Below are 12034 nucleotides of genomic sequence, written 5' to 3'. Positions count from 1 at the left end.
GCGGGTTCGGGCGACCGGCATAGCGTGAGGCCCATGGAGAAATCAGAGATCCGCTGGAACGACGAGGCGCGCGCGAAGATCCTCGACGATGCCGACGGCGTGCTGCGCGAGGCCGTCTCGGCCGTGGCGGCGTCCCACCCCGATGCCACGTCCGACGAGGTGTACGCCGAGCTGAACCGGCACCTGAAGGATCGGTTCATCGACTACGAGCCCGGGCCGGACGTGCGGAAGTACGCCGACGCGATCGTGGCGGGGGAGATCGCGGAGGCCTGAGCCGGGTCGGGCTGCGGTGCCACGTCGCGGCGCTGCCCGCCGCGACGCGTCGCTACAGCGTCGCGAACCCGGCCCGCAGCGACGCGTCGCTACAGCGTCGCGAACCCGGCCCGCAGCGCCGACCGCAGCTGCGCCTCGGGCCAGACGGCGAGCAGCTCCTCCGGCACCCGGGCGGCATCGGCGGTCTCCCCCGAGGCGTGCGCCCGGCGCACGAACTCCGCCACCGCCTCGAGCTGCCCGGCCTGGCGCTCGCCGAACGCCCGGTCGACGGGTGCACCGTGCCCCGGGACGATCACGTCCTCCTCCCCGACCCGCCCGAGCACCGAGCGCAGGGCCGCCGGCCACTCCAGCGGGAACGAGCCGGAGCCGAACATCGGCGGTCCCGACTCCTCCAGCACGTCGCCGAGGAACCACACCCCCGCGTCGGGCACGTGCACGGCGAGGTCGGTGTCGGTGTGTCCGGCTTCGATCGGCAGCAGTTCGATCATCCGCTCGCCCGGATCGATGGTCAGGGGCGCGTCGACGAGGATCGTCGGCGGGGTGAGGTGCACGCCGGCCCAGTGCTTGTCGGGCTCGCGGGTCGGGTCGGCCTGCACGGCGGCCAGGCGCGGCGCCTCGTGCTGCTCGAAGTGGCGCGGGATCAGCACGTGCCCGTAGATGCCGACGCCGTGCGCCGCGAAGCGCTCGTTGCCGAAGGTGTGGTCGTAGTGGGCGTGCGTGTTGATCGCGGCGACGACCGGTTTGCGAAACCGCTCGACGACGTCCCGCAGGATCTCGTCGCCCTCCTCGGGGTTGTTGCGCGTGTCGATGACGGTCACGCCGGTCGGCCCGACGATCGCCCCCACCGACACGTCCACCGGCTCGTACCGCCGCACGAACACCCCGTCGCCGACCTCGTCCCACCTGTTCGCGTCGCTCGTCATGCGGGCCACGGTATCCGGATGCGCGCCCCACCGCGCGGGCCCGCCCCACCTGCGCCCGCCACCCGCCGCTCCCTTCCTCGCGACCACAACCACCCCACCCGCCGCCCTCCACCCGCCGCCATTCCACTTGTGGCCTTTCCACCCGTGGCCATTCCACCTGCGGCCGCCCACCGCGGCCACCCAGCCCGCCGCGGCCACCCAACCCGCCGCGGCCTCGCCGCTGTGGGGCCGCCGCTGTCGCTGTGCCGTCTCCCACCGGCCGCCGAGGGTGACGCGCCTAGGATCGAGCGGTGACCTCCTCCATCACCCCGCCCGCTCGCCGCGCATCCGCTCGGGACGTCGTGGTCGCGGCCGTCGTCGATCTCGTGCTGGTGCTGCTGTTCGTGGCGATCGGCCGTCGCAGCCACGACGAGGGCGACGCGCTCTCGGGCTTCGCCGTCACGGCCTGGCCCTTCGTGGTGGGCGCGGCTGTCGGGTGGGTCGCCTCCCTCGGATGGCGCCGCCCCCTCGCGGTGTGGCCGACCGGCGTCGCGGTGTGGCTGGCGGCGGTGGCGGTCGGCATGCTGCTGCGGGTGGCGAGCGGTCAGGGCGTTCAGCTGAGCTTCGTCATCGTGACGACGATCGTGCTGGGCGTGTTCCTCGTGGGCTGGCACGCGATCGCGGCCCTGGTGCGCCGCCTCCGAGCCCGCCGCCGCTGACGCCCCCGCCGCCGCGCACGGCCCACCCCCAGCCCGCGGTCCCTACGATGAAGCATGCGCTGGAAACTCTGGGCCGCCGCCGCGGGCCTCGCCTCGGCCGCCGCCGTGCTCGCGATCGCCGAGGTCATCGCGGTGTTCGCCGGAGCCTCGACGAGCCCCCTCTTCGCCGTCGGATCCCTCGTCATCGATCTCGCCCCGCCCGGCGTGAAGGACCTGGTCATCCAGCTGTTCGGCACCGGCGACAAGGCCGCGCTGCTGACCCTGCTCGGCGTGATCGTCGCGGTGCTCGCCGCCCTCGCCGGCCTGCTCGAATGGCGTCGCACGCCGTTCGGCGTCGCCCTCCTCGTGCTCGTCTCGGGCGTCGCGGTGCTCGCGGTCACCACGCGCTCGGGCGCCGGCGCGCTCTCGGGCCTGCCGACCGTCGTGGGCATGATCGCCGGCGCGCTCCTGCTCCGGATGCTCGCCCAGCGCCTCCGCGCCTGGCAGACCGCCGCCACCCGCACCCCCGCCACCGCGGCCCCCGCCCGCGTGGCCGCCACTCCGGCCCCCACCACCCCGGCCCCCGCCCGCGTGGCCGCTCCGGCCCCCACCACCCCTGCGGCACCGTCCCTCACCCCCGCCGGGCCCGCGCAGCCCGCGGCCGGCGCCGGGCGCGTCGACCGGCGGCGGTTCCTCGTCGCGACCGGAGTGACCGCGGTCGCCGCCGTGTTCGCCGGCGTCATCGCCCGCAGCATGAACGCCGCCGCGTCCGCCGTCACCGCCGCCCGCGAGGCCATCACCCTCCCCACCGCCGCGACCCCCGCGCCCGCCGCCCCGGCCGGAGCCGAGCTCGGCATCGACGGCCTCGCGTCCTACATCACCCCGAACGCCGACTTCTACCGCATCGACACCGCCCTCCAGGTGCCGAGCGTCGACGCGAGCACGTGGTCGCTGAAGATCACCGGCATGGTGGAGCAGGAGATCGAGCTGTCGTGGAACGACCTCGTCGCGCTGCCTCTGGAGGAGCATCCGGTCACCCTCGCCTGCGTCTCGAACGAGGTCGGCGGCGACCTGATCGGCAACGCGCTGTGGCTCGGCTACCCCATTCGCGAGCTGCTCGCGCGCGCGAAACCCCTGGCCGGGGCCGATATGGTGCTCAGCCGCAGCATCGACGGCTTCACGGCCGGCACCCCGCTCGAGGTGCTGCAGGATCCGGATCGCGTCGGCATCCTTGCCGTCGGCATGAACGGCGAGCCGCTGCCGGTCGAGCACGGGTTCCCGGTGCGCGTCGTGGTCGCGGGCCTCTACGGCTACGTCTCGGCGACCAAGTGGGTGACGGAGCTCGAGCTGACGACGTTCGACGAGTCCGAGGGGTACTGGACGCCCCGCGGGTGGTCGGCGCTCGGCCCCGTGAAGACCGAGTCGCGCATCGACGTACCCCGCGTCGGCGCTTCGGTCGCGGCCGGTTCGACGCCGATCGCGGGTGTCGCCTGGGCACAGCACACGGGCATCCAGAAGGTCGAGGTGAAGGTCGACGACGGCCCCTGGGCGGATGCTCGGCTCGCCGACACCGCCGGCATCGACACCTGGGTGCAGTGGGTCTACGACTGGGACGCCACCCCCGGCGACCACACCGTCTCGGTGCGCGCGACCGACCGCTCGGGCTACACCCAGACTCCCGACGAGGCGTCCCCCGCCCCCGACGGAGCCTCGGGCTGGCACACCCGCACCCTCTCGGTCTCCTAGGCCCCGCGAGTGGTCACTTTCGGCGCCACAACCGCGTGTTTCGCGCCGAAAGCGACCACTCGCCGGGAGCGAGGAGCGGGCGCGAGGGCTACCCGATGAGGGAGGGGCGGAGGTCGCGCAGGGTGCGGTGGCGCGTCATGCGCCGCGCCCCGAGGTACGACACGAGCAGTGCCCCGAGAAGCCAGAACGCCAGCGCCCCGGTGTCGGCCCCCGCGAGCGACACGTCGCCCCCGTACATCAGCTGCCGGATGCCGTCGACCGCGTGACTCATCGGCAGCACCTGGTGCAGCACCTGCAGCGGCCCGGGCAGCGTCTGCCACGGGAACGTGCCGCCCGCCGTCACCAGCTGCAGCACCATCAGCACCAGCCCGAGGAACTGCCCGACGCTGCCGAGCAGGATGTTCAGCGCCAGGATGATCGTGGCGAACGTCGCCGAGGTGAGCACCATGAAGCCGAGCATCCCCCACGGGTGCTCGACCTGGTAGCCGAGCGCGAGCGTGATGATGCCGAACACCGCGAGCATCTGCACCGAACCGAGCAGGGCGGGTGCAGCCCAGCCGGCGGTGGTCGCCGTGAACGGCTTCTTCAGCGCGGTCAGGGCGCGGCGCGACAGCGGCTTCACGATCAGGAACAGGGCGTAGATGCCGATCCAGGCCGCGAGGCTGATGAAGAACGGCGCCATGCCGGCCCCGTAGTTGCTGGCCTTGGTGACCGCGCTGCTGTCGACCGCGACGGGGTCCGAGATGGTCTGGGCCGCGGTCTCGCGCTGGTCGGCGGTCTGGTCCGGCACGTCGGCGAGCCCGGATGCGAGGCCGTCGTGCAGCTGGTCGGCTCCGCTGTCGAGGCTGCCGAGCCCGCCGGCGAGGTCGAGTGAGCCCTGGGCGAGCTGGGTCACGCCGCCCGCGAGCTGCGAGGCTCCCGTCGCGGCGGACGCGATCCCGTTCGTCAGGGTGGGGGCGGCATCCGCGAGCTGCTGGGTTCCGGCCGCGAGCTGGGACGCGCCGGTCGCGGCGGACGCGATGCCGTTCGTCAGGGTGGGGGCGGCGTCGGCGAGCTGCTGCGTGCCCGCGGCGACGGCAGCGCTTCCGGCCGCGAGCTGCCCGATCTGCGTGTTGGCGGCCTGCACCTTCGTGTTGCCGTCGTCGACCGCGGTGGCGATCTGGGCGATGTCGGCGAGCAGGGCCTGCTTCTCAGCGGGGGTGAGGGCGCTGGCGGCGATGGCCGCCTCGGCGTCGGAGCGCACGGCCGCAGCCTGGTCCACCGCATCCTGAACCTGCCCGGCGAGGCCCGACGCGGTGGACGCGAGCTGCGCATTGCCCGCCGCGACCTGCTGCGCGCCGTCGTTCAGGCGCTGGGTGTCGTCGGGCAGGCTCGCCGAACCGGCCTGCAGCTGCTGCAGCCCGGTCGAGAGCTGCTGCGCGCCGTCGTTCAGCTGGTTGGCCTGGCCGGGGAGGGCGGCCGAGCCGGCCTGCAGCTGCTGCAGTCCGTCGGCGAGCTGCAGGGCGCCGATGTTGGCGGTGCCCGCTCCCGAGGCGAGCTGCTGCCCACCCGAGCTGGCGCTGGCGGCGCCGTCGGCGAGCTGTCCGGCGCCGTCGACCGCGGTGGTCAGGTTCGCGCGCACGGTCGCGAAGCCGTCGAGGAGCTTCAGCGCCGCCTCCTTGCCGACCTGCTCGGTGATGCTGGCGCGCACCTTCTCGGCGACCTGGCCGGCGATCGTGGTGGCGAGGAAGCTGTTCGTGTCGTTGGTCGTGAGCTCGACGACGGCCTGGGTGGGCGCGTCGCCCTCGGCGCTCGTGAGCGCGGTCGAGAAGTCGGGCCCGAGCGTCAGGATGAAGTCGAAGGTGCCGTCCCGCACTCCCCGCTCGGCGGTGTCGGCGTCGGTGACGATCCAGCCGACCGACTGGTCGTCGAGCAGCCGCTCTTCGACCTGGGTGCCGTAGTCGACCTGCTCGCCGTCGACGGTGGCGCCGGTGTCCTCGACGACGAGCGCGACGGGCACGTCCTTGAGGTTGCCGTAGGGGTCGTTGTTGGCCCAGAGGTAGAGCCCGGCGTAGAGCACGGGCACGAGCATCAGGGCGACGAGGGCGAGCTTCGCCATGCCGGTCGCGGTGAGCCGCTTCAGCTCGGTGGCGACGAGGTGGTAGATCTTCACGCGTGTGACTCCGGTTCGGTGTCGGTGAGTGCGGGGGTGGGCGCCGCCGGGGTGGCCGGCGCGGGCGGGGTGAGCGGATGCGCGGCGGGCGGGTTCGCGGTGGGCGGCGTTGCGGCGGCGGAGGCGTCCGCGACGGAGCGAGGAGTGGCGGCGCGGGCGGCCTTGGCGGCGGCATCCTGCTGCGCGGCGTCGCGCGCGGCGGCTTCGCGTGCCGCTGCCTCGGCCGCAGCGGCTTCGGCGGCGGCGCGGGCCTCGAGCAGCGGGCGCACGAGCTGCGCCGAGGGCGCGCCGCAGACCACGAGTACCGCGAAGTCGCGGGCCGCCAGGTCGTCGGCGATGTCGAGCCACTCCTGCGGGTCGCCGCCGTGCCGGTCGGGCGACGCGAGCACGAGCGCCCGCACCCCCCGCCGGAACGCCGCCAGCTCCACCATCAGCCGGATCCGCAGCCCCGCGGGCACGTCGCCCACCCGCACGCCGGCGTAGTCGCCCGCCCCGGCATCGGCAAGAACCCGGGCGACGGCGGCGCGCGTGGCGCTGCGGTCCGAGAACATCAGCTCCTCGCGCACGACGTCGCGCAGCGCCAGGTCGGCGGCGGGCTCGCTCACGTCCGGCGCGTCGACGAGCGCGACGAGCTCCCGGATGCGCGCCGCGTCGTCGACCCCGTCGACCGTCACCGATCCGCTGTCGGGCACCATGCGCCCGCTCAGGATGAGCGACAGCACGGTCGGCTGGTCGCCCACCTCGGCCTCGGCGACGGTGACCCGCCCGGTCGAGAACTCCACGTCGCGCTGCGGCAGCGGGATGCCCGCGTGCCCCTTGCTCACACCCTCCGCCACGATCTTCACGACCGACCCCCTTCCGACCCCGAGCCGGCGACAGCGCCCGACCCGGCGACAGCGCCCGACCCGACGACCGCGCCCGACCCCGGCGCACTCCAGGCCGCGAGCAGCGACCCCGGGATCGACGCGACCAGCGCATCCGCCTCCCGCCACGACAGCCCCGCGACCGACAGCCCCACGGTCATCACCAGTTGCCGCCCCGCGGCCTCGTCGAGGTCGGTGCGCACGGCGACGTCGAGCACGCCGATCGCGGCGTCCTCGATCAGCTGGGCGAGCGACTCGACCGGCACACTCTCACGGAAGTACCCCGCCGAGACCCCCGCGCTCGTGGCCCGGCGAACGGATGCCCGCACCGGCGACAGGGCCGACGCCACCGTCTTCTCGAGCGGCCCGTGCAGCGCGAGCTGCGCGAGCACCCGCACCTGCTGCACCTCGGCCCAGATGGCCGCGCCGATCAGGGCGAGGTGGATGCGCGGGTCGTCGTGGTGCACGTCGGCCAGCGCCTCGGAGATGCGCGCGCCGCCGCGGGTGAGCAGCTCGGCGAGCAGCTCGTCGCGAGAGGAGAAGTGTCCGTAGAGGGCGCGACGCGAGAGGCCGGCCTCGGCGGCGACGGCGTCGAGCGACGCCTCGGGGTCGCGGCGGAAGACGACCGAGGCGGCGCGCACGATGGCTTCGCGGTTCTCGAGGGCGTCTCGCCGCGGAGCGCGGGGGGAGAGAGTGGTGGTCACGCCCCTGATTCTACTAACTTGCACATGGCTGTGCAAGTTATCGAGCGCTCCGTTGTCGAGCGGCAGGCTAGCGAGCGGTCGATGACCTCCACGCCGCCGCCGAGGCCTCCAGTGCCGCCCGCAGTGCCCCGATCGCCGACGATCCGCTCGCCGACGCCCGGTGCGCCGTGAAGATCGTGCGCCGAGGAGCACCGGGCGGCGTGACCAGCCGGCACGTCGTCGGTCGGCCCGCCCAGACCAGCTCCGGCATGAACGCCACGGCGTTGCCGGTCTCGATCAGCCGGATCTGCGTCTGCAGATCCGCGGTCTCGTACCGCACGTCGGGCTCGAAGCCCGCGACGCGGCAGAGCTGCTCCGCGAAGTGGCGGCTGGCGGTACCACGCGGCTCCATCACCCAGGGCATGGTGCGGGCATCCTGCATCGTGGCGAGCGGATGCGGACTGGCCGATTCACCCGGCAGCGCCAGCTCGACCGCGTCGCTGGTGAGGTCGTGCCGCTCGAGCCCGCTGAGCCAGGGGGCCGAGTGCGCCGGGTACTCCTCGCCGACGACGAGGTCGAACTCGCGCGCCCAGGTGTCGTGCAGCGCCTGCCCGGGCTCCCGCTGGGCCATCTCGATGCGCACGTTCGGATGCTCGTCGGTCATCGATCGGAGGGCCGGCGGCATCAGGGTGAGCGCCGCCGACTGGAACACCGCGACCCGCAGGGTGCCGCTCACCGTCTCGAGCGAGGACTGCAGCGCCACGTCGGCCCGCTCGAGCGTGTCGAGCAGCTCGGCGGCCGACGCGACGAGCACCTCGGCCTGCGGTGTGAGCTGCAGGCGCCGTCCGGTGCGGCGGAACAGCGGCACCCCCGCCTCGCGTTCGAGGGCGCTCAGCTGCTGCGACACGGCCGAGGGGCTGAAGCTGAGCGCCTCGGCGACCGCCGCAATGGTGCCTCGGATCGCCAGTTCGCGCAGCAGCACGAGCTTGCGCACGTCGAGCATCCGGCCCCTTTCGTCACCTCAGCTTACGGATATGCATCAGTAACCATCGCTTTTGCTGAGGCTTGACGTGACGGACCATTGCAGCATGACTGATCTGACGGATGCGCCCCGCACCGACTCGAGCACCCCCGACCTTGCGAACGACGCCGCCCTCGCCGACGAGGTCGTCGCCCTGGTGCGCCGCTGGCTCACGGAGGCCGCGAGCCACGAGTCCGACGCCTCGGCCACCCGCCTGGCCGGTGTGCTCGCCGACCCCAAGGGCCTCGACTTCACGGTCGGCTTCGTCGACGGCGTGGTGCGCCCGGAGGACCTCACGGTCGCCGCCGCCACGCTCGCCCGCATCGCGCCCGACGTGCCCGCCTTCCTCCCGCTTCCGCTGCGCGCCGCGGTGCGCCTCGGCGGTGTGATGGCGCCCGTGCTGCCCGGCGTCGTCGTGCCGATCGCCCGGCGGGTGCTGCGGCAGATGGTCGGCCACCTCGTGATCGACGCCACCGACTCCAAGCTCGGGCCGGCGATCGCGAAGATCCGCAAACCGGGCACGCGCCTGAATGTGAACCTCCTCGGCGAGGCCGTGCTGGGCGACCAGGAGGCGGGGCGTCGCCTCGGCGGCACGATCCGGCTGCTCGGCCGCGACGACGTCGACTACGTCTCGATCAAGGTCTCGTCGACGGTCGCCCCGCACGCGCCCTGGGCCTTCGAGGATGCGGTCGCCGACGTGGTGGCGAAGCTCATCCCCCTCTTCGCCGAGGCCGCGAAGCCGCTGAAGTCGGGCCGGCCCGCCAAGTTCATCAACCTCGACATGGAGGAGTACAAGGACCTCGACCTGACCCTTGAGGTCTTCATGCGGCTGCTCGACCGCCCGGAGTTCCGCCAGCTCGAGGCCGGCATCGTGCTGCAGGCGTACCTGCCCGACGCGCTCGCCGCGATGATGCGGCTGCAGGAGTGGGCCGCGAAGCGTCGCGCGCACGGCGGCGCGGGCGTCAAAGTGCGACTGGTGAAGGGCGCGAACCTGCCGATGGAGCAGGTCGAGGCCTCGCTGCACGGCTGGCCGCTCGCCACCTGGGGCAGCAAGCAGGACTCCGACACGAACTACAAGCGTGTGCTCGACTACGCCCTGCACCCCGATCGCATCGGCAACGTGCGACTCGGCGTCGCGGGCCACAACCTCTTCGACCTCGCCTACGCCTGGATCGTCGCCGGCCGTCGCGGCGTGCGCGACGGCCTCGAGTTCGAGATGCTGCTCGGCATGGCGCAGGGCCAGGCCGAAGCCGTGAAGCGCGAGGTCGGCTCGCTGCTGCTCTACACGCCGGTGGTCTCGCCCAAGGAGTTCGACGTCGCGATCGCGTACCTGATCCGCCGTCTGGAGGAGGGCGCGTCGCAGGAGAACTTCATGTCGGCCGTCTTCGAGCTGAACGACCGGCCCGAGCTGTTCGAGCGCGAGAGGACGCGTTTCACCGCCTCGCTCGAGGCCCTGGACGCCGCCGTGCCGCCCGCACGCCGAGTGGCCGACCGGTTCGCCGAGGTCGGCCGCTCGGCCCCGGGCCGGTTCGTCAGCACGCCCGACACCGACCCGTCGGTCGGCGCCAACCGGGTCTGGGCCGACGGCATCCTCGGTCGCATCGAGGCCAGCACGCTCGGCGTCGACACCGTCGCGGCCGCCCGGGTCGAGACCGAGGCCGAGCTCGAGCGCCTGGTCGCCGAGACGGTCGAGGCCGGACGGGCCTGGGCCGAGCTCGGTGCGGCCGAGCGCGGCGCCGTGCTGCACCGCGCCGGCGACGTGCTCGAGGAGCGTCGCGCCGAGCTGATCGAGGTGATGGCCGCCGAGGCCGGCAAGACGATCGACCAGGCCGACCCCGAGGTGTCGGAGGCCGTCGACTTCGCCCACTACTACGCCGAGCGCGGGCTCGAGCTCGAGGCGGTCGAGGGCGCGACGTTCGTGCCCGCCCGCCTGACGCTCGTCACCCCGCCGTGGAACTTCCCCGTCGCCATCCCGGCCGGGTCGGCGCTGGCGGCGCTCGCCGCCGGGTCGCCCGTGCTGTTCAAGCCCGCCGGCCTCTCGGCGCGCTCGGGCGCGCTGGTCGCCGAGGCGCTCTGGGCCGCCGGCGTCCCCACCGAGGTGCTGCGCCTGATCGACGTCGACGAGGAGACGCTCGGCCGCCAGCTGGTCTCGCACCCCGCGGTCGACCGTGTCATCCTCACCGGCGCGTTCGAGACGGCCGAGCTGTTCCGCTCGTTCCGCCCCGAGCTGCCGCTGCTCGCCGAGACGAGCGGCAAGAACGCCATCATCGTGACCCCGTCGGCCGACCTCGACCTCACCGTCAAGGACGTCGTGGCCTCCGCCTTCGGCCACGCCGGCCAGAAGTGCTCGGCCGCCTCGCTCGTGGTGCTGGTGGGCTCGGTCGCGTCGTCGCCGCGCTTCCGCTCGCAGCTGATGGACGCGATCTCCTCCCTGCCCGTCGGCCTGCCCCACGTCGCCTCGACCCGGATGGGTCCGCTGATCGAGGCCCCGGGCCCGAAGCTCCGCGAAGGGTTGACGACGCTCGGCGCCGGGGAGTCCTGGCTGATCCGCCCCCGCGCGCTCAGCACCGACGACGCCCGGCTGTGGGGCCCGGGCCTCCGCGACGGCGTCGCCCGCGGTTCGGCGTTCCACCGCACCGAGTACTTCGGCCCGATCCTCGGCATCATGACCGCCCCCACCCTCGACGAGGCGATCGACATCGTCAACGAGGTCGACTACGGCCTCACCTCGGGCCTGCACTCGCTCGACCGCGGCGAGATCTCGACTTGGCTCGACCGCATCGAGGCGGGCAACCTCTACGTCAACCGCGGCATCACCGGCGCCATCGTCGAGCGCCAGCCGTTCGGCGGCTGGAAGAAGTCGTCGGTGGGCGCGGGTGCCAAGGCAGGTGGGCCGAACTACCTGGTCAACCTCGGGTCGTGGGTGCCCGCGCGGGCGACGGCCGCTGCCCAGGTGGCCGCCGCCGCTGAGACTCCCGCCGCCAGTGGGGTGACGGATGCTCCCGCCCTCCTCCCCGCGGTCACCGCCCTGCTGGCCGCCGCCCGTCGCTCGCCCCTCGTCGGCGACGACGCCCTGGCCTCCCTCACCCGCGCCGCCCAGAGCGACGCCCGCGTCTGGAACGAGCGCTTCGGCGCCGCGGTCGACGTCTCACAGGTCGCGGCCGAGCACAACGTGTTCCGCTACCGCGCAGCGGGCGGCACCCACGTGCGGGCGGGATCGGCGGCCGCAGCCGTCGAGGTGCTGCGCGTGGTCGCGGCGGCGCTGCGGAGCGGCGACCCGGCCACGGTCAGCGTCGCCGACCCCGAGCTCGCGGCGCTGCTCGAGGGGCTCCCCCTGACGGTGCAGGTCGAGACGGATGCCCGCTGGGCGACGTCGCTCGCCGCGCAGCCGCCGGCGCGCATCCGCCTCATCGGCACCCCCGCCGACGAGGTCGTGGCCGCCACCGCCGGACGCCCCGACGTCGCCGTGTGGAGCGGCCCAGTGACCGAGGCCGGCCGCCTCGAACTCCTGCCGTTCCTGCGCGAGCAGGCGGTCTCGATCACGGCCCACCGCTTCGGCACCCCCGACCGCGCGCTGGCCGAACTCGTCGAGGCGCTCTGAGACGAATCGTTGCGTCTGACGCCTCGCCGAACCGGTTTCGTCCAGTTCGGCGAGGCGCGGGCCTGAAGGATTCGACGAAATGCTCGATGCGTCAG

At 73.8% G+C, this 12034-nt stretch carries 9 protein-coding genes; 4 read left to right on the top strand and 5 right to left on the bottom strand.

The genetic code is table 11. From position 1 onward, the window contains the following. Positions 1 to 33 precede the first annotated feature (33 nt). Complete coding sequence (locus tag NVV95_RS06730) at positions 34 to 273, top strand: hypothetical protein (RefSeq protein ID WP_259485771.1); 240 nt, start codon at positions 34 to 36, stop codon at positions 271 to 273. Between the two features lie 89 nt (positions 274 to 362). On the opposite strand, the gene NVV95_RS06725 is transcribed toward NVV95_RS06730, so the two are convergent. Continuing rightward, positions 363 to 1196 carry an MBL fold metallo-hydrolase gene (locus NVV95_RS06725; RefSeq protein WP_259485770.1) on the bottom strand — a complete coding sequence of 278 codons (834 nt, stop codon included), beginning with the start codon at positions 1194 to 1196 and terminating at the stop codon, positions 363 to 365. A 290-nt stretch (positions 1197 to 1486) separates the two neighbouring features. On the opposite strand from NVV95_RS06725, the gene NVV95_RS06720 reads away from it, so the two are divergent. Both NVV95_RS06720 and NVV95_RS06715 read left to right on the top strand, forming a co-directional pair. After that, a complete protein-coding gene (locus NVV95_RS06720; RefSeq protein ID WP_259485769.1) occupies positions 1487 to 1894 on the top strand; it encodes a DUF3054 domain-containing protein in 408 nt (135 codons plus the stop codon). A gap of 54 nt (positions 1895 to 1948) precedes the next feature. Beyond that, positions 1949 to 3619, top strand: a complete 1671-nt coding sequence (locus NVV95_RS06715) for a molybdopterin-dependent oxidoreductase (RefSeq protein WP_259485768.1) — start codon at positions 1949 to 1951, stop codon at positions 3617 to 3619. A gap of 88 nt (positions 3620 to 3707) precedes the next feature. Here NVV95_RS06715 and NVV95_RS06710 read toward each other — a convergent pair whose 3' ends face one another. From NVV95_RS06710 to NVV95_RS06695, 4 genes are all read right to left on the bottom strand, one after another. Then, complete coding sequence (locus NVV95_RS06710; protein WP_259485767.1) at positions 3708 to 5771, bottom strand: YhgE/Pip family protein; 2064 nt, start codon at positions 5769 to 5771, stop codon at positions 3708 to 3710. Further along, positions 5768 to 6616 carry a hypothetical protein gene (locus NVV95_RS06705; RefSeq protein ID WP_259485766.1) on the bottom strand — a complete coding sequence of 283 codons (849 nt, stop codon included), beginning with the start codon at positions 6614 to 6616 and terminating at the stop codon, positions 5768 to 5770. The genes NVV95_RS06710 and NVV95_RS06705 overlap by 4 nt, the downstream gene beginning before the upstream one ends. Beyond that, complete coding sequence (locus tag NVV95_RS06700) at positions 6613 to 7338, bottom strand: TetR/AcrR family transcriptional regulator (protein WP_259485765.1); 726 nt, start codon at positions 7336 to 7338, stop codon at positions 6613 to 6615. The genes NVV95_RS06705 and NVV95_RS06700 overlap by 4 nt, the downstream gene beginning before the upstream one ends. A 67-nt stretch (positions 7339 to 7405) precedes the next feature. Continuing rightward, positions 7406 to 8320 (bottom strand): LysR family transcriptional regulator, encoded by a 915-nt coding sequence (locus NVV95_RS06695; protein ID WP_259485764.1) that lies wholly within the window; start codon positions 8318 to 8320, stop codon positions 7406 to 7408. Positions 8321 to 8405: 85 nt separating this feature from the next. On the opposite strand from NVV95_RS06695, the gene NVV95_RS06690 reads away from it, so the two are divergent. After that, positions 8406 to 11939 (top strand): bifunctional proline dehydrogenase/L-glutamate gamma-semialdehyde dehydrogenase, encoded by a 3534-nt coding sequence (locus tag NVV95_RS06690; RefSeq protein WP_259485763.1) that lies wholly within the window; start codon positions 8406 to 8408, stop codon positions 11937 to 11939. Positions 11940 to 12034: the final 95 nt, after the last annotated feature.

The sequence above is a fragment of the Herbiconiux gentiana genome (assembly GCF_024978135.1).
GTDB lineage: Bacteria > Actinomycetota > Actinomycetes > Actinomycetales > Microbacteriaceae > Herbiconiux > Herbiconiux gentiana.
This window is presented reverse-complemented; position numbering and strand designations above follow the sequence as displayed.